The sequence below is a fragment of the Paenibacillus sp. CAU 1782 genome (assembly GCF_054551715.1).
The window spans coordinates 201,428-220,692 of record NZ_JBTOLL010000004.1 but is presented as its reverse complement, the minus strand read 5'-3'; the positions used below and the strand labels follow the sequence as shown (position 1 = coordinate 220,692).

The window sequence follows — 19,265 nt, the reverse complement described above, 5'->3', positions numbered from 1 at the left end:
GCCATGCAAAAGGTTCTTTCGAGCGTTTTTTCTCCAGAATCTTTCACGCTTTGGCCTGCTCGCGCTGCTTTTCCGGTTCAACTTATACATGGGCAAAAGCGAAGGACAGAAGCCGACTTAGCGCACAATCTCCTTGCGAGACGTGAGCTTGGCTTGGGTGAACAGCAGCATGTAGTCATGGCCGCCGGCTTTGGAATCCGTGCCCGACATATTGAATCCGCCAAAAGGATGTACGCCCACCAGCGCTCCCGTACATTTGCGGTTAATATACAAATTGCCGCAATGCATCTCCTGCAGCGCCTCTCCGATTCTGTCCTCGTCGGCGGAGAAAAACGAGCCTGTCAAACCAAACTCCGTATTGTTATAGATAGCAATGCCCTCTCGCCAATCCCGGGCTTTGGCAATGGCAAGAACAGGCCCGAAGATTTCCTCCTGCATCAGAGGGGCATCGGGATCTACATCCGCAAACACCGTGGGCTCAATGTAGTAACCGCCCTCCGGCCCCGCATTGCCGCCCGCAACCAGTTTGCCTTGCGATTTTCCAGCTTCGATATAAGCAAGAATGCGTTCATAGGAAGCGCGGTCAATAACGGGGCCAATGTGAACATTGGCTTCCGGAAGGCCAATGGGCAATGCACGGGTGCGCTCCGCAATCTTCTCTACCATCTCGTCATAGACGTCCTCCACGATGATTGCACGGGAGCCTGCGGAGCATTTCTGTCCCTGAAAACCAAACGCCGCTGCTACAATGGCGTCTGCCGCTGCATCCAGATCGGCGGTTTCATCAACTACAATGCCGTCCTTGCCGCCCATCTCCGCCACCACTCGCTTGATCCAGATCTGGCCCGGCGCAGTCTCCGCGGCAAGCTTGTTAATGCGCAGCCCAATTTCTTTTGACCCCGTAAACGTAACAAATCGCGTTTTGGGATGACTGGTGAGGTAATCCCCGATTTCGGCGCCGCTTCCCGGCACATATTGAATGACGTCGGCGGGCATTCCCGCTTCTACCATTAACGAATAGAATTGATAGGCAATAATAGGCGTTGTTGAAGCAGGCTTTAGAAGGATGGTATTGCCGGCCACAACCGCTGCCGCAGCCATGCCCGCACAAATCGCGAGAGGAAAGTTCCAGGGGGGAATAACAACCCCTACGCCCAGAGGGATATAGGTCAATACATTGGTTTCGCCAGGCAGCTTTACTAATGGCTGAAGCTCGCTTGTAGCGGACAAACGCAGCATTTCCTTGGCATAATACAACAGAAAGTCAATCGCTTCGGCCGTATCGGCGTCAGCTTCCGACCAGTTTTTTCCCGACTCCAGAATCAGCCATGCCGAAAAGGTATGCTTGCGCTCCCGCATAAGCTCCGCCGCGCGGACCAGACAGGCTGCCCGTTCGGCAACGGGCGTTTTTTTCCAGCGCTGGAAGGCTTCCAGCGCTGATTCCATAGCTTCCTCTGCTTGGGCAAGGCTTGCCTTGCTCACCTCGCCGATTACCTCCGAGGTTGCCGCAGGGTTAATGGAGACAATTACTTCCTCGCTCCATGCTTCCTTGCCGCCAATCCACAGGGGATAAGCCTTGCCCAACTCGGCTCTCACCGTCGCAAGAGCGGACTCCATTGCCACTCGATTTTCCGCCAGCGAAAAGTCGGTAAACGGCTCATTGCTAAAGCCCCCGCTCCTGTATGACACATCCCTTTTTTCCACTATCATGTCCGATGCCCCTCTCCCTCTTCATTACACGATCTTTTTGCCAAGCAGCGATGCGGTAAGCTCTACGGCCAGACGCGTCGTTTTTCGGTCATGATCCAGCATGGGATTGACTTCGACGAGGTCCATGGACGTAATTCGGCCGGTCTCGGCCAGAAGCTCCATCGCAAAATGAGCCTCGCGGTAGCTCAATCCGCCTGGCACGGGCGTGCCCACTCCGGAAGCTTCCAGCGGGTCCAGGCAATCCATATCGAAGCTGAGATGAATGCCGTCGGTGCCGTCGCTTGCAATCGCGAGCGCTTCCTCCAACACCTTGGCAATGCCGTATTTGTCGATGTCATGCATGGAGAAGCAAGCAATGCCTTGGGAACGAATGATTTCTTTTTCCCCGGGGTCCAGATCGCGGGTCCCTATAATGACGACATTTTTTTTGTTGATCAGCGTGCCCGCGCCTGGAATATCAGTCAGCTTGAACCGGGAAAGGCCCATTGCCACCGCCAGCACCATACCGTGAATATTGCCGCTTGGCGTTGTTGCCTCGGTATTCAAATCGCCGTGCGCATCAAACCAGATAACGCCGAGATTATTGTAATGCCCCGTCAAGCCGGCAAGGGTGCCAATCGCCACGCTATGGTCGCCTCCCAGCACAATCGGGAATGTCTTGGCGCTTACCGCGCGGTACACCTGCTCGCCCACAAGCCCGCTCATTTCCTTAATCTCCGGCAAATATTTCATGCTGGGCGAAGCGGGATCCAGCTTGCCTTCGCGAGGACAGCTCACTTCATAATCGCCGTCCAGCCTGATGCCCAAATTGCGAATTTGTCTGCTGAGGCCCGCGCTCATAATATCCTCCGGACCATATTCCACTCCCGCGCGGCCGCCCCCCAGCCAAAAAGGTACGCTAATCAGCCTGACTCCCTTATCCCGCATAACTCTCATCTCCCTCTATGGAATGACTCTTCTGCCGCCCTCGCATATCAACCCAGCACTTGCGCTATCCGCTCCAAGGCCCAATCGATTTCATGCCTGTCGATAATTAAAGGCGGGGCAAAACGAATCGTATTTTCATGCGTCTCCTTGCACAGCAGTCCCATTCGCATCATGGCTTCGCAGTAAGGCCGGGCCGGGCCGTCCATTTCCATGCCGATAAACAGCCCACGCGCTCTTATGTCCACCACGGATTTGTTGCGTATTTCCTCCAGACGTCCGGCAAAATAACGCCCCATCTCCTCGGAACGGTTTGCCAGCCCCTCCGATACAGTGACATCCAGGGCGGCGGAAGCAACGGCACAGGCCAGCGGATTGCCGCCAAACGTCGAGCCGTGCGAGCCGGGATCGAATACGCCCAGCACTTCATCGTCTCCCGCTATTGCAGATATGGGGATGACGCCTCCGCCAAGCGCCTTGCCCATGATGTAGATGTCGGGAACAACGTTTTCCCAATCGGAGGCAAAACGCCGTCCCGTCCGGCCAAAGCCAGTCTGAATTTCATCCGCAACCAGCAGCACGTCATTGCTTCTGCACAATCGGGCCGCTTCGCTCAAATAACCTTGAGGAGGGATAACGATCCCAGCCTCTCCCTGAATCGGTTCAATTAATACCGCCGCCGTTTTGGGCGTAATCGCCTCTTCCAGCGCCTTCAGATCCCCATAGGGAACCAGCTTAAAGCCCGGCGTAAACGGTCCAAAACCATCCTTATATTCCTCCGACGACGAAAACGAAGTGATCGTAATCGTCCGGCCGTGGAAGTTGCCGTGGCAAACAATAATTTCGGCCTCATTGTCCGGAATGCCCTTAACGCGGTAGGCCCACCTGCGAACAGCCTTGATTGCGGATTCTACCGCTTCCGCGCCTGTATTCATGACCAATACCTTGGATTTCCCGGTGTAGGACGCCAGCTTTTCGTAAAAGATGCCTAGCGCATCGTTATGAAAGGCGCGCGAGGTCAAGGTGACCTTATCCGCCTGCTCCTTCAGCGCGGAAATAATGACAGGATGCCGATGGCCCTGGTTAAGCGCCGAGTAGGCGCTCAGCATATCCATGTACCGATTGCCTTCCGGATCCGTTACCCAAACGCCCCTGGCCTCTTGCACCACAACCGGCAGAGGATGATAATTTCTTGCGCCGTACTGCTCCGCCAGCTCGATATAGCGGGTTGACGATTGAACCGGCATTTTGTATCTACTCCCCTCAATATTTGTATACAAAATACAATATTCATCAAAAGGGCAAAAGGAACTTTGTCCTTTAATGCCGCTTCTTACAGAACTTTGGACAAAAAGTCCTTCGTGCGGGGATGGCTCGGATTCTGGAATACCTCCTTTGGCACGCCCTCCTCCACGATATAACCGCCATCCATAAACAACAGCTTGTCGCCGACTTCTCTGGCAAAACCCATTTCATGCGTGACGATAACCATCGTCATGCCGTCTTGGGCAAGCTTCTTCATCACATCCAGCACCTCGCCAACCATTTCGGGGTCAAGCGATGATGTCGGTTCGTCAAACAGCATAACGTCCGGCTTCATAGCGAGCGCTCTGGCAATGGCAATTCTCTGCTTTTGCCCGCCAGACAGCTGCGAGGGAAACTGGTCGCGTTTGTCCTCCAGCCCAACGGTTTTCAGAAGCTCCATGGCGATTCCTTCTGCTTCATCCTTCTTGTATTTTTTCAGTTTGACGGGAGCAAGCATAATATTGTTCATGACGCTCATGTGCGGAAACAGATGAAAATGTTGAAAGACCATGCCCATGCGCTGACGCAGCAGGTCCAGGTTCGCGCCTTTGTCGGTGATCGCCACGTTTTCCAGCAGGATCTGCCCCTTTGTTGGCTCCTCCAGCCGATTCAGGCAGCGCAGAAAGGTGCTTTTGCCGGAGCCGCTGGGGCCAATGACTACAACAACTTCGCCTTTGGACACCGTTGTTGTAATGCCCTTCAAAATTTCGTTTTTACCGTACGATTTGTAGAGGCTTCGAACTTTAATCATGAGTGGCGCAGCCTCCCTTCAAGCCATAACATCAGCCTGGATAGCGTAAATGTCATTACAAAATAGAGCGCCCCCGCCACCAGCAACGGCTCCATTGGCAAATAGGTGGAGCCTTGCACCGTTCGGGCCGTATACATCAGCTCCGATATGCCTACAACCGAAATGAGCGAGGAATCCTTAATAATAATGATAAATTCGTTGCCGATCGCCGGCAGCATGTTGCGAAACGCCTGGGGAAGAACGATATGGCGCATAGCCATGCCCCTCGTCATACCGAGCGAACGCGCCGCCTCCATCTGGCCCTTGTCGATGGCTTCAATACCCGCTCGGAAAACCTCCGCCATATAGGCCGCGCTGTTAATGGTTAAGGCTATCACTCCCGACGTAAAAGCCGTCAGATTGATGCCAAAGCTGGTCAAACCGTAATGGATAATAAATACCTGAACCAGCATCGGCGTTCCCCGGATAACTTCAATGTAGACCGAGGCCGCAATTTTGAGCGGCCACAGCTTCGAAATGCGCATCAGGGCAAATAGTACCCCGAGGACGGTGCCCAGCAGCACGCCGAAAAACGACAACTCCAGCGTGTGCCAGGCTCCTTTTAGAAAGGTCAGCCAATACTTATCCATGAATGCAAAGTTTAAGTCCATCATAAGCTGTTTCTCCGTCCGCAATTTATTCCGCTTCACCAGCCAGTTCATTTGCTTCGACTACAAAACGATCAACGTCGCCGGCTGCAATCAGACGGTCAAGTGTGGCGTTAATAGCATCCAGCAGCTCCTGGTTGCCCTTTTTCACCGCCGCGGCGAATCCTGTTTCTTCAATCGGCTGCTCGATTTCGACTGCGGAAAGCGCGATGCTGTCCTGAGTGGTCAAATATTGCTCGGCTACCGGCCTCTCCACAATCAATGCATCAACACGCCCGCTGGTCAGCTCCATGATCAATTCCGGAATTTTCGCTAATGATGTCAGCTTAGCTCCCTCAATTTCCTGAGCAAGACCCTCTTGAGTCGAGCCTCTTTGTACGCCAATCTTTTTCCCTTTCAAATCATCAACGGTGCTGAATTGATCCACATTTTCCTTCTTCACCAGCACGCCTTGCGATGCGTTGTAATAGATGCTTGAGAAATCAACGGCCTGACGGCGCTCATCATCCGGATTCATGCCGGCGAGAACAAAATCCACTTTATCCGTGTTTAACGCCATCAGCAGGGAGTCAAAATCCAAATCCTGAATTTCCAGCTCCGCTCCCAGATCCTTGGCGATTGCCTTGGCGATTTCGATATCAAAACCAACAATGGTATCCACGCCGTCGATCATGGCTTTAAATTCGAACGGAGCGTAGTCGGCGCTTGTTCCAAGCACCAGCTTATCGTAGGATAGACCTGCTGGCTCCTCTGTCGCGGCGCTTGTCGGGCTTGGCTCGCTTGACGCCGACGGGCTTGGAGAACTGCTACCTCCGCTGCTGCCGCCATTGCTTGAGCCGCAAGCTGCGGCCACCAGCATAACAATCATTGTCACGATTAATACGAGTCCCTTCTTCATTCCCATCTCTCCCTTTTCCGCTTGTCTATTTTTTTGCCCGATTACCCATAATGAATATTGTATACAATATACAATATACCATCATATTCATGTTAGAAATTATAACATCTGTATTGTCGTCCTACAATACTTTTTTGAAAATTCGGTCTTGTCTTACGCGAATATCTTATTCTATGTGATATTTTCTTGCGTTATGTCTTGTTTTTTTATCAACCACCCTGCTATATTAACCTTTTCACATGGGAGAATTGTCAATTTTCTTGTACTGGACAAAGCCGAGTGCTAAAATGAAGCATGAACAACGGGAGCAAAGGAGATTAGCCTATGCAGGCGCCCAAATATCAATCATTAAAGGACCATGTGTACCATTACATTGCTGAAAAAATCCAAGACGGAACGCTTCAGCCCAATCAGAAAATAAACGAGGCCGAAATCTGCAAACGTCTGGACATCAGCCGCACGCCTACACGGGAAGCGCTGTTTCAGCTTGCTTCCGATAATTTGCTTGTTTATATTCCCCGCAGGGGATTTACAGTAAAAGCTTTTGATTCCAAAAAGAAGCTGGATTATTCGCAAATCATCGGCGTTCTTGACGCGTTGGCTGCTACCCTTGCAGCAGAGCACCTCAAGCCTTCGCAGCTGATGGCCATGGAGGAACTCGTGGACAAAATCGATGCAGACATCGACAGACGCTACTTCGATGATTATTATAGCGATCAATACCGCTTTCACGAGATTTATACCCTTCATTGTAATAACCCGACCTTGATTGAGCTGCTGGGGTCCATGAAAAACAGCTTTATCAAGCAAGCTTATACAAGCGACGATAAGGAAAAGCTGGCGAGAGTGCTGAGGCAAGTAAACGGGGAGCACCGGAAGATTATTGAATTGTTCCGGACCGCCAATAAAGCCGGGCTGGAGGCTGCCCTGCAATATCACTGGCGTATCATCGACGACGAAATGTTATAAGTGGTTGTTATTGTCGCCCGGGTATTGAAAACGTTCCAGATCAATACGCCCGTTTGGACCGATATCAACGCCTTCCCCCTCCAAAAACAGCATTTGCTCAAAACGGGATTCGTCATCCATGATGGCGATTTCCCCTTTTGCATTTACGACACGATGCCACGGCAGCCCATGCTTGGCGCTCATGGAATGAAGAATGCGCACCACCTGCCTCGCCGCGCGCGGGCTACCCGCCATGCCGGCTACCTGGCCGTAGGTCATGACATACCCCTCCGGAATATTTTTAATCACTTCAATTACCCTTTGTGTAAATGGCTGCATGCTTGCATCCCCTTTCCTTTACCCATTTTATCTCATGCCGGACCAACTGTCCGCCTTTACCGGAATTTTGAGAAACTTAGTGAAAAAAATCATAAATTTTGTAATCGGGATTACTTTTTTTCTGCAAATTCTGATATATAATGAGGGCATAAGGAAAGGGGGGTGATACCATGTATCCAGCACCACCAAGCATTAAAGACCAAAAAAACAGCGTCAAGATCCAAAAAATCAGCGTTCTGCAGAAGCTGGCAGCAAGCGAGCAAGTCAGAACAGCGGCAGCAAAGTAAGGAAGCAATATTGCAACAAGGCACTGGCCGTGTTTGGCAGGACACAGGGGGTGCCTATTTTTTTTGAAATCCTCCGGGGGTGTAGAATGGGTTATTATGTTCAGGAATGCAAAACCGAGTTTTATGGCCAGCTCTATACATCCTACTTGCTAGACCGATATAGTGGTTTGAATCTCCCCTATGCCTTTCCCACGGCATTCCATTTTCTAGCCAGTCCTTTGCTGGTTGGCGCAGCTTTCCTATGCTTTAATGACCAGGATGAGGTCGCTGGCGCATTTGGATATATTCGGGGCACAGGCGAAAACCAGTATCAGGATACCCATGTTGCCCAGCTTCAACTTGTGTATTTATCAGAGGATCATCGGGGCGGCAGGCTTCTGGCGACAGCGCTTCAATGTCTGATGGAGCATGTGGAGGAGCAAAGTGAGGAAATTCGGCAATTCCGCTTTTGGGTGCCTTCGGATCTCGGCCTTCAACGTCTATGCGACAAGCTTGGGGAAAAGAAGGCAAGTTGGGACACTGCCCATGGTCAAATACTGGAATATCACGGCAACGCAGCGGAATGGAGCGCTTATGCCGACAAGCTGAAGGAAAAAGGCAGCCATAAAGGAGGCAGGACGGGGTGAACGTATCGTTCAAGCTTTGCAGGGCCGATGAGGAATATGCGGCGTATTGCAATTATTTTATTCAACACCGCAAGCAGTTTCATGCCTCTTATATGTTCGGAGACGCTATCGCGCATCTTGTAGGCTATTTGCAGGAAGCACGAATTGTTCTTGTATTGAATGACATGGAGCAAATCGTAGGGGCCGGGCACTACATGATCGTGGATGAAGAGCAGCAGTTTGACGCCAACGGAACAACCGCATTTATTCCCACTACCATTTTAAGCCCGGGTTACCGGCAAAGCCGCGTCTTTTATACGGGCTTACGGGAATTTGTACGCATCATCCTGACAGACGCTCCGCAAGTTAACAAGCTGCAGTTCGAAGCGCTTGCCGAAAATGTTTATCTGAATCGCCTCTATAGCAAGTTCGCCTCGCCAATCGGGGAGCAGGAAGGTCCCTTCGGGAACATGGTCATCTACTCCACCGATGTAGCGCCCCTCAAAAACTATCTCCGGATAAGTTGAGCAAAAGAGTTTCAGCGAAGACGCCCGCCATGTGAAAAATTCTTCCGCGCATATGCTTTTCTCAAGAACCATTCAGATTTTGGCCTACTGCTTGTTTCTATTTGCTCAGGTACCGCAATACGTCACGTATCTGCCGCAGCTGCCGTCCTGCGCGGGGCCGTATGCCTCCTGCTCAGCAGTGTAAGCAAACGGATTGGCAAGCACCGCCAGAAGCCGCTCCAACACACTGTAGTCGCCGTTTTCCTCCGCCGCTTCCAACGCTTCCTCCACACGATGGTTGCGGGGAATAACGGACGGATTGCTTTGCTTCATCAGCTCAAAGCTGTCTTCCGCCGTTCGCTCCTGCCGTTTCTTGCGGGAATCCCATGCCTCCAGCCAGTCGGCAAAAGCCGGCGTTCCGGCTAGAGCAGTTCCTTCGGGTCTACCCAGTGTCAGCAACCGGAATGTTTCGGTGTAATCCGCCTTTTGCTCGCTCATCAGATCCAACAGCTTTTGCGCCATTTCTTCATCTCCGGATTCTGCGCCGAACAAACCAAGCTTGGCGCGCATCCCGCGAAGCCAATGCTCCCGATATTGCTCTTCAAAACGCCTTACCTCTTCTTGGGCAATGACAATGGCTGCCTCCCGATCGCTGTCTAGCAGCGGCAGGAGCGTCTCCGCAAATCTGGCCAAATTCCAGGCCGCGATCGACGGCTGATTGCGGTAGGCATATCGGCCTTCGCTGTCAATGGAGCTGAAAACCGTATCCGGGTCATACGTGTCCAAAAAAGCACAGGGTCCATAATCGATACTTTCGCCGCTAATCGCCATATTGTCGGTATTCATGACGCCGTGAACAAACCCAACCAGCATCCAGCGGGCAATCAGCTCTGCCTGACGCGCAATGGCTTCCTTCAACAGCAGCAGCGCTGGACTGCCTTCCATTCCGGCATTGGGGTAATGCCGATGCAGCGTATAAACCGCAAGCTCCCCGACATCCTCCGCTTTGCCCCACTGGGCCGCATATTGAAACGTCCCCACCCGAATATGGCTTGCAGCAATTCGCGTCAGCACCGCGCCGGGGAGATAGGATTCGCGCACAATTTCCTGGCCCGTTGTAACAACTGCCAAACTACGGGTTGTCGGAATGCCTAATCCGTACATCGCTTCGCTGATGATATATTCCCGAAGCATCGGACCAAGCGCAGCTCTTCCGTCGCCGCTTCGCGAATAAGGAGTTCTTCCGGAGCCCTTCAGCTGAATATCCAGCCGCCGACCGTCAGGCGTCACATGCTCGCCAAGAAGCAGCGCCCGTCCATCGCCAAGCCGATTGAAATAGCCGAACTGATGGCCGGCGTAAGCCTGGGCTAATGGATCCGCCCCTTCCGGCACCACATTGCCTGCCAGCACCGCAATTCCATCTTCATCGCCAAGCTTGGCTGCATCCAAACCCATGGAAGCGGCAAGCGGAGCGTTCAATATGGCAATCGCGGGATTTTGGACCGCCGCAGGCTCCATTCGGGTATATAAAAAAGAGGGCAACTTGCCGTACGTGTTGTCCCAATCCCATCCGCTATCCTGTTGTATTTTATCCGCCATCGTGAACCCTCCTTTACTTTGGACTTATTATACCCCTAAAAAAGAATGGACACCAAATTCTTCTACATTAAAAAAACAGGGCGGAACCTGTCGCCATAAACGACATGTCCCGCGCCTGTGCCAAGCCATTAATTTCATTTCCACTCTTCTCTTCCATTAACCAGCTCATAACTATGGTCCAAGCTCGCTTCCGCAATGTCATGGTACGCCCAATGCGATTCCGGCACGTCAGACCATGCAGGAGATTCCAGATTGTACAGCGGTCCGCGTCTCAACAAACGGTTAATGATTGTAACGGCTTCCGACCGCTTCAATTCGCGATTTGGAGCAAATGTGCCGTCCTCATATCCCGTCATGATGCCGGATGCCACCACGGCATCGATTGCGCTGGCTCCCCAGTGGTTGTCCACATCGCTTATAGGCGATACAGCACCCTCGTGTTCGGTGAAGCTCAATTTTTCGTAACGAGCAGCAAATGAAGCCATTTCTGCACGCGAAATGACGCGCTCCGGTTTAAATTCGCCATCTGGATAACCTGTCATTAATCCCATATCAACCGCGACGCTGATATAACCTGCTGCCCAATGAGTTGCAGCAACATCGGCAAAGCCAGTAGTCGGATTCTCGCTAATCCCGGCTTCCAATCCCAGACCACGAACCATTGCGGCAGCAAGCTGCGCCCGGCTAATGCCCCGTTCAGGCTTGAACGTGCCATCGGGATAACCATTCATATATTTGACGTGGAACGGAGCAATAGAATCCCAGAAATCTTCCAGATCCTGCTCATCCCATTGCAATAATGCAATCTTGTCGCCAACTTCGGCTTCAGCGCTTAATCTCAGCGATCCGTCAGCCTGCTTGACCACTGTGCCTTTCACAAGCTTGCTAGTTCCATCCGCCTTTTCGATATAAAGCGCAAGTGATTGCAGTTTGTCGTCGATCTCCTGATTTCCGCCTGCCGCTTCATTTCCCATTAAAGGAAGTGTTATAGGAAGCGATACAGTAACCGCGCGGCCGGAGAGAGATCCCCCGATTTGGACAGGAGAACCAACAACAGCTGGAGCAGGCAGATTTCCAATGACCGCATCAACCTGCTTAAGCGTTTCGGAAGCGGGCTTCCAACCGGTGGACGACCCGATTGCATCAATCGTAATCGTAGCGGCACCGTTAATGTCCGCCAATGATTTGGCCGGAATCGATACTGTTCCTTGACTCGTTTCAATTGTGATGGCTATGCCTTCGCTTGCGAATAACGAAGGCGTGCCGGCTTCAAGCGTTACTTCTGTAGAGCGAACCTCTTTTTTGTCATCGGGGATAACGATTTTAATACCGTTCTGCCCCTTCTCGCGCACTTCGTCAATAACTCCCTCAACCTGCCCTGGAAGAATGATGATGCTGTCCGATTTGCTGCCATCCGGGCTGGTGGAACGTTTCACATCAACGTCCAGTGCCGCAGTGCCGTCGGCATCATTGTCGGATCCCAAGTTAGCCTTGATGGTGATGGAACTGGCTACCAACGGCTGGTACGGATAGTTTTTCAGCTCGACGATCGAGAATGTACTAAACTTATCAATCTGTACAGTCATGCCGATCGGTTCATTTTGGTCGTTGTATACGATCGTTCCTTGCTGCATCTCCTTTTCGCCATCGCTGTGGATGATATGCACGCGCAAACGGCTCAGGTTTACACTTGTGATATCAATTCCGCTTTTGGCAAAAGGAATAAACAAGCTTGTAGCATAACCGCTGTAGTTTGTATCGATTTCCAGAGGGTTCCCCAGCAATGACACCTGCATGGAATCATAATCGGAAGGAATCTCTTTTTTCACATCCTGCTTCGCTGCTTCCTGCTTAATAGGCACAAGGCGGAAGAACAAGTCCAGATAATTTTGTTTCATAGCTTCGATCTGGGCCGCATCCAGTGTCAAGACGGCATATTCCGTCTGCACATTCAGCTTCAGTCCTTCATCGGCTATTGCCGCAACCGCTCCGGCAGGCACCTCAACTGCAATTTCCTCAGGGGCGTCGCCAGGCAATTCGTCAATGATAATGTTGACTTCCTGAACACCGCTACCCGCGCTTCCTGACAATTCCTCAGCCTTATCCTGAGTAAAGATTACTTTGTCGATATTCGATTTGCCACCGTTCTGATCCGTCACTTCGATTCTGCGGATCGGCAAGGTTGCAACCGTATCGCTTCCATCCGAAACATTGACGTTGCGAATATAATCCGTGTTTTCTTCTTTTTGCGATCCGCTTGCTTTAACAATCAACAAGAAGGTACGAACAGCCTGTTTGCCGTTTTTGGAAACGGTAGCTGTCAGTACAACGCTTGTATCCCTTGCTTGCCTATGGATAACGCTGACGATTTCGTGATTAGCCGGCTCGGTCAGTTCAATGACGGATGGCTTGCTGGAAGTCCAGCTTACATTGGTTGCATAATGACCTGCTGTTAGCAGGAATAACGGCGCCGTTACGCTCTCCCAGGTATCTCCGTCGGAGAAACCGATTTTGAGCAATCTGGCAGCATCGTTGACGGCGTCATCATCCGATTTCAGCGCTTGTACACCAACCGCTACGCTTTCTGCACGGCCTTTTTCCGTGATGGTCAGCCTCAGCGGCTGCTCGTGCTCTAGCTCTACGTCGACGGTCAGTTCCACTGTGCCTTCAATATTCGTTTCATTTACAGCATGTCCAATGACTTGACCTTTTTCATCGTATACCGTAACCGTAGCTCCCACTGGAACAGAGGGTACTTTTACCGTACGTGTATTGACATCAGCTGTGGCTCCTTCAATGGATGGCGCAGAAGAAGGCTCCAGCAAGGCTATTACGGTTACAGCCGCGCTTTCACGCTTGCGGAACTCTGTTACCGTTACTTGAAGGGATTGGCCGTCTTGCAATTCAACATCGGTTTCAATGATGACGGCAGCCGGTTCGGCGCCTTCATTAGTGCCCGTGCCGATGAGCACGCCTTCGCTCGTGTAAACTCGAACCGTAGCGTTGGCAGGCACGCGCTGAATCGTTGCCTCGCTTGTGGTAGCATTAGCGAGTACATCCGACTCCTCAAGGGACGCAGTAGGCTGCTTCTGCGCGGTAGCCGAAGCAGGCTGGCTTTCCTGCTTGCGCACTTCCGTCAAGGTAACTTTAATGGATTGATTATCATTCAGTTCGCCTTCAATGGACACGGTCACCGTTGCTGTGGCACCTGTGTCATTGGAGGCTGTTCCGATCAGGGCATCCTGAGCGTCATAAACTCTTACAACTGCTCCGGCAGGCACCTGCTTGACGGTAACCCCCTTAGTTGTAGCATCCGCCAAGATGCTTCCTTCCGCCGGGGCATAAGACGGATCGGCGACTGCGGTAACTTTAACCGCTCCGCTCTCCGATTTTTTTGGCTCGGTTACTGTAACGTTCAACTCTTGTCCATTCTTTAAAACAACTTCAACCGCTACACGCACTTCTCCCAAAATGACGCCTTCGTTGCTGGCAGTACCGATTACCTCTCCTGTATCGGCGTCAAATACTGAAATGACCGCGCCAGGAACCACATTGCGCACAGTTACGATATCATTTGTCGCATTGGCAAGAACATCATTGCGCGAAGGGACGGCCGAAGGATCCTTGGCTGCCGTAACGGTAACGTCCGAGCTTTCCAGCTTATCCGTTTCCGTTATTGTAATTTTAACCTGTTCGCCAGCAACCAGGCCCGTTTCAATGGCGATGATGACCTCGCCTGCAATGCTTCCGTTGCTAACTTTCTGACCAATGGGTTTGCCAGTGGAATCATATACGTTTACAGTTGCGCCAGCCGGCACTTGCCGTACGGTTACCTCGCCGGTAGTAGCATTGGCAAGAACGCTTCCTTCATCAGGAGCCGCCGTTGTTTCTTTGCTTGCGATTACAGATACAGTTCCGCTCTCCAGCTTCCGGTCTTCCGTAATAGCAATGAAAATTTCCTGCTGATGCTGGAGCCCGCCTGGAATCGCAACCTTCAAGGTGCCTGTTGAAGGATCGTTTTGAATAGCGGAGCCAATTATTTCACCCTGCTTGTTCGTCACTGTGATGAGTGCGCCAAGCGGAATATCGGTCAAAATCACTTCGTTCGTTGTTGCATTAGCGGCAATAGTGGACGAGTCCAGCGTTGCAGATAACTCTTTGACTGCTTGGACTGTTATCTTGTCGCTTTCCGATTTTTTCACTTCAGTTATGCTCACATAGATGGTCTGATTCTCTTCCAAACCGCCATCCACGGGAATAACCAACGAAGCCGGGTTCTCTTCCGTATTGGTGCTTGTTCCAAGCACGCCGCCTGCTCCGTCATAGACATAAACCGTAGCACCGGCCGGAACGCCTTTAACCGTCAACTCTCCCGTTGTTGCGCTTGCGGAGGTTTGGTCGGATTGAAGCGGTTCAGTAGGATCATATACCGCTGTTACTTCAGCAAAAGGGCTCTCTGCTTTATTGGGTTCGGTTAACGATACTTGCAGCTGTTGACCAGGGGCAAGTCCTCCAGGGACCGGCAAATGGAATTCATCCTGCCCTTCGGTGTTGGTGCCAGAGGTGATTAGGACCCATTCGTTGCCATTATGGCCATATACGCTGACCAGGACACTGACAGGCACGTTTTTCAGGGTAATGATTCCTGTCGTAGCATTAGCCGCAATATTTTCGGCTGCCGGCGCTGTGGAAGGGTCATACTCGGCCGTTAGGTTAACTGGCTGGCTTGCCGGTTTACCGGTTTCTCTCTGAACAACCTTAATGGGTTGTTTGTCGCCAAGACCGCCAGGGATCAGAACTTCGACCTGGCCTTCCGTTTCCCCCGTGTTAGTGGCCGTACCAATTAACTCGTCGTTTTCGTCATAGACCTCGATCGTACCTCCCGGGGGCACGTTCTGAACGGTCACGGTTTCCGTAGTTGCATTCGCCGAAATATCCGAAGCTTGCGGCGAGCGGCTAATGACCGTTGTCACTGTATAGCTGCTTTCTTGGCTGGTCAAGCCATTTTGGCCAACTGCTCTCGCCACAATTGTTGTATTTTCGCTGATTGTAATTGGCCCTGTATAGGACTGCCAGTCGCCGTTGCCCAGCTTATATTGAATGCTCGCAAGAGGTTCGGCCGTTAGAGCAACCTCAACGCTGGTTGGCGGATTTGGCGTTGTGACATCGATAGACGGACTGGATGGCGGAATTGCATTGTAATCGGGGATTTCGCTCAACGGCTGCGATTCGTGCCCATCTCCAATTGTTGCCCCGCCTGTTGGATTGCTCAATTCAACCGTCACTGTAGTTGCAGGAACGGTAATGATTTTGAACTCTTCGCCATCCGCAAAGGTCACAGTATCGGAAGCAACTACTTTTCCGTCCTCATCCTTTGCTTTCCAACCCACGGTTGCCGTTCCGTCGCTGCCTACGGCCCGGTCGATCCGCACATCGTAACTTGCTCTTGTATTAATCTCCATTCTGCCTGGGCGAGCTTCCCGGTCGTTCAAGCTGCCTGCTTTAATGAAGACGTTGGAATCCAGAGTTCTGTCGGAACCATCTGCAATTGCCAGCTTGATATGATTAGTTACTCCAGCATTTACTTTAATGGAAACAGACATGACGACCGTTAAACCATTCATTGCTGTGTTTACACTGTTGCTTCCTCTTGTTGTCATTTCATTGTTAATAAAATACACTTCGTTTTTAGCGTCGGTCCCAAATGGATTTCCGCCGTTTACTGTATTAATGGATACGGGAATAGGCGGTTCCGAACCAGGGACAATTGCTGCATTGACTCCATTTACAAAAAATGCAAAAGTATCATTGTATTCTGTATTGGCATACATATTATATTCCTCAGAAGAGAACACGTATTGAAAGGAAAGAGTATCCGATGCCGGTACAAAATCAAATTCAAGGACTGCTGCATCGAATGTACTGACTTTTGATGCAACGGTCAAATCACTATCGCCAGCTGTGTTATTGTTTGTGCTCTTATTGGTACTGGAATTTGGCCCAACAACATCCGCCGCTTTTCCGGTACTCAAAATAATACCGTTTTCGAAGCCGATGATATCTTTTCCACCTGTAAAGGCTCCAAATGCGACTGCAGCGCCAGTTACTGTTGCATTGCTAGCCGTAATGCCGCTGCCCAATATGTGGTTGACCAGTTCGTTAGCGGTCGCTACCGGCGTAACCACCAATCCGCCGGCGGCTTGGATTTTACCCACTCCGGGCAGCAATGTCAGTAACATAGCAACAATCAGACATACATTTAGTATCTTTTTTCTTACTATTTTCACGTTCAGCCCTCCCATTATCAGTCCCTGGACCTACGAAGCCTCAGGCCTTATGAACTAATTATACTAATGGGCTCTGAACATGTTCTAAACATTCCCATTATTTACTCCGTTTCCTGTGAATTTAGTCATAGAACCTATTGCCTAAAACACAAAAAAAGAGCACATTGCTAAGCAATGTACTCTGCCATAATAGCGGCATGATGAAAGGGCGTGACGCCTTCCTCCAGAGCAAATATTGTCTCCGCTTCCGCAGCCCCGGAAACCAGCTCGCCTCTAGCCTCTGCATGCAGCAAAAACAATTCATACAGATTAGGTTTAATGACGGAGGTCATGGCGCGGCCGATGGCCGTCAGCCCGCATTGATTCCCTTCCACATTATTGTAGTAGTCCGGATGGCGCTTCAACGCAAGGTCGCACCAGATGATTTCCCGCTTCAGGAGATCCAGAATGACGGGAATCGAAATTTGGGTGTCCGCAGCCAAGTCAATTTTATCCGCCACCGCTGCAGGCTCGAATACCTCTCCGGAATCCGGACGTCTTCTCATCATCCATCCAGCGTAACATTCCGGCAGATCGCAGAACGGGTGGCTCGTGAACGAATTCAGCGATGCAACCACATACCGGCCGCCATACCGCAGTACAGAAGGAATATCGATGTCGATAAATTCGCATGCGCCTTTTGGCGCGGTTACGATGTCGCCGCTATGGGCGGCTTCGTATTTGGCGGAACGCAGATTGGTATACGAAATATGCTCCATATAGTCCCACCCGCTGTTGTACATGACCGCAGACAAATCAATATCTACCCGGTCCGTATGCACGCCGTTCACCAAGCCTTCCTTCCACCACAGGAAAAATCGGATGGTATCGCCCTCCGGCATGGCCAATCGGCTGCCTCGAACCAAGGTACGAAGCGATTTGCTTGCGGAACGCATGGCAAATGGCACATGATGCCCTCTCAAACGCTCGTCAATGTACACTTTACCCAGCGACGGCAGTTTAGCAAAACGGTCCAGCAAAGCCTGCCTGCACAAGGAAACAATTGATTCGCATACGTCTGCCGGCATGTAGGGCAGCTCGTTTTTGATCGCAACTGCTTTCCCTACATTGCCTTTCGGGAAAAATGTCCTCCATTCCGTCTTCAATGGACGCCCGCTGAAGTGGGCCATAACCTGCAGCAGCACAGGCGTCGACACCTTTTCCGCAAGATCGCTGAACAAAATAATAATTTCATAAGGCTCCCGGTGCACCCGCAGCAAATGGTCAAGACGACGGGCGAATTCACCCGGACGCTCTGCCAAAAGCTCTGCGGCCAACCCCGGATTATGCCAACGCAGCGCCTGCTCTACCCGTCCGCCGAACGTGTCGACGGGTTGCCCGCTGCGAAGAATATCAAAAGCTTCGGCCGTTTTGGGAAACCGGCTCCTGTACTCCGCGGGATGCAGAATTTCGCCGAGACGTTTCCAGCGGTCCCGGTGGCGAAGCATATCCTCCACCACATTTCCGCTTCGCTCCAACAAGGAAAGAATCAGACGGCGCTCGCTGCGTTTAAACTTCCGGTAAACCGTATTTGCAGCAAGACTTACGTCTCCCTCCGACAAGGCCGTTGCCAGACGCAGGACATCCGTTGCCGTTTTAAAATAGTTCCCGACTTCATCCCCCCGTGCCTTCCCAAACTTCAACAGCAGGCCCACAACAAAACCTACATTTTCTTTCAGAGGGATTTCTTGCGGGAGCAGCCTGGATACATTGTCTTCCATCTCAATGACAAATGCCAGATGCTCCTTGTCTGTTGGCGAGATGGAGGTTTTTGCGGAAATCAAATTTTTTATCGCATCAAAAAAATCAGCTTCATCGCCAAGCTCGATTATGTTCAGCTTAGCTATTTGGAGCGACGCTTCTTCGGAAGTCGCTGCCTTTTGGCTGTTGCCCTCAACCGGCAGAGCCAGCGTGAGATAATGAATCATGGCGCCTATGTACATCTCGGCATCCGACATGGCCATGACCTGCTCAGGAAAGCCGGGATACATCGGTTTGTAGGTTTTGTTCGCCCCTATCATCTCTCTAAGCTGACCTTCAATTTCGGCGTAAAAAGCCGTAAAGTCTTCCAGCGATTGCGACTCCAGCACTGCGATCAGATCCTTCGAAAAGGTAAAGCCAAGTCCCTCTATATTTTTCATAGCAGAAGCCAGATAGGTACGGGGCAATTGATAAACGCCGCGTTTCATGATCCATTTTCGGCTTCTGCGCAAATAAATTTCATTATAAATTGTCGACATAACCACGTCGCCTCCCAATCGTGCAAGTTCAAAAATAAATCACAAGCAGGAGAGCCGCATCTCTAGAACACCAAGTTTGTAAGAGAAGGAAGAAATGCAATAGCCTGCTTGTGACTTCAGGAGAGCTGCCACCCTATTGGATTAGGGTCGATTGAAGGAAGGATGGCAATAGCCTGAATG

13 protein-coding genes are annotated in these 19,265 nt (G+C 51.2%); 3 read left to right on the top strand and 10 right to left on the bottom strand.

From position 1 onward, the window contains the following. Positions 1–117 precede the first annotated feature (117 nt). The 6 genes from pruA to ACX93W_RS13250 all read right to left on the bottom strand — a co-directional run bounded on the left by pruA (position 118) and on the right by ACX93W_RS13250 (position 6,235). Complete coding sequence (gene pruA / locus ACX93W_RS13275; RefSeq protein ID WP_459392852.1) at positions 118–1,710, bottom strand: L-glutamate gamma-semialdehyde dehydrogenase; 1,593 nt, start codon at positions 1,708–1,710, stop codon at positions 118–120. Between the two features lie 24 nt (positions 1,711–1,734). Continuing rightward, positions 1,735–2,637: an arginase gene (gene rocF, locus ACX93W_RS13270; protein WP_459392851.1), complete on the bottom strand. Its 903-nt coding sequence runs from the start codon at positions 2,635–2,637 to the stop codon at positions 1,735–1,737. Positions 2,638–2,684: 47 nt separating this feature from the next. Then, complete coding sequence (locus ACX93W_RS13265) at positions 2,685–3,881, bottom strand: ornithine--oxo-acid transaminase (RefSeq protein ID WP_459392850.1); 1,197 nt, start codon at positions 3,879–3,881, stop codon at positions 2,685–2,687. Positions 3,882–3,967: 86 nt separating this feature from the next. Beyond that, on the bottom strand, positions 3,968–4,690 hold the full coding sequence (locus tag ACX93W_RS13260) for an amino acid ABC transporter ATP-binding protein (protein ID WP_459392849.1): 723 nt from the start codon (positions 4,688–4,690) through the stop codon (positions 3,968–3,970). After that, positions 4,687–5,343, bottom strand: a complete 657-nt coding sequence (locus tag ACX93W_RS13255) for an amino acid ABC transporter permease (RefSeq protein WP_459392848.1) — start codon at positions 5,341–5,343, stop codon at positions 4,687–4,689. The genes ACX93W_RS13260 and ACX93W_RS13255 overlap by 4 nt, the downstream gene beginning before the upstream one ends. Positions 5,344–5,365: 22 nt before the next feature. Beyond that, positions 5,366–6,235 carry a transporter substrate-binding domain-containing protein gene (locus ACX93W_RS13250; RefSeq protein ID WP_459392847.1) on the bottom strand — a complete coding sequence of 290 codons (870 nt, stop codon included), beginning with the start codon at positions 6,233–6,235 and terminating at the stop codon, positions 5,366–5,368. Positions 6,236–6,559: 324 nt separating this feature from the next. Here ACX93W_RS13250 and ACX93W_RS13245 point away from each other — a divergent pair, with 324 nt between their 5' ends. Continuing rightward, entirely contained in the window at positions 6,560–7,204 is a 645-nt protein-coding gene (locus ACX93W_RS13245; protein ID WP_459392846.1) for a GntR family transcriptional regulator, read from the top strand. On the opposite strand, the gene ACX93W_RS13240 is transcribed toward ACX93W_RS13245, so the two are convergent. Continuing rightward, positions 7,199–7,522 (bottom strand): MGMT family protein, encoded by a 324-nt coding sequence (locus tag ACX93W_RS13240; protein ID WP_459392845.1) that lies wholly within the window; start codon positions 7,520–7,522, stop codon positions 7,199–7,201. The genes ACX93W_RS13245 and ACX93W_RS13240 overlap by 6 nt on opposite strands. A 373-nt stretch (positions 7,523–7,895) precedes the next feature. On the opposite strand from ACX93W_RS13240, the gene ACX93W_RS13235 reads away from it, so the two are divergent. After that, positions 7,896–8,435, top strand: coding sequence for a hypothetical protein (locus ACX93W_RS13235; protein WP_459392844.1), 540 nt, complete (start codon positions 7,896–7,898; stop codon positions 8,433–8,435). Continuing rightward, entirely contained in the window at positions 8,432–8,941 is a 510-nt protein-coding gene (locus ACX93W_RS13230) for a hypothetical protein (protein WP_459392843.1), read from the top strand. The genes ACX93W_RS13235 and ACX93W_RS13230 overlap by 4 nt, the downstream gene beginning before the upstream one ends. A gap of 105 nt (positions 8,942–9,046) precedes the next feature. Here the strand turns inward: ACX93W_RS13230 and ACX93W_RS13225 are convergent, their stop codons facing one another. The 3 genes from ACX93W_RS13225 to ACX93W_RS13215 form a co-directional block, all read right to left on the bottom strand. Continuing rightward, positions 9,047–10,519: a protein adenylyltransferase SelO gene (locus tag ACX93W_RS13225; RefSeq protein WP_459392842.1), complete on the bottom strand. Its 1,473-nt coding sequence runs from the start codon at positions 10,517–10,519 to the stop codon at positions 9,047–9,049. 134 nt (positions 10,520–10,653) lie between these two features. Then, on the bottom strand, positions 10,654–16,806 hold the full coding sequence (locus tag ACX93W_RS13220; RefSeq protein WP_459392841.1) for a choice-of-anchor L domain-containing protein: 6,153 nt from the start codon (positions 16,804–16,806) through the stop codon (positions 10,654–10,656). Between the two features lie 167 nt (positions 16,807–16,973). Continuing rightward, positions 16,974–19,085 (bottom strand): TerD family protein, encoded by a 2,112-nt coding sequence (locus ACX93W_RS13215; protein ID WP_459392840.1) that lies wholly within the window; start codon positions 19,083–19,085, stop codon positions 16,974–16,976. Positions 19,086–19,265: the final 180 nt, after the last annotated feature.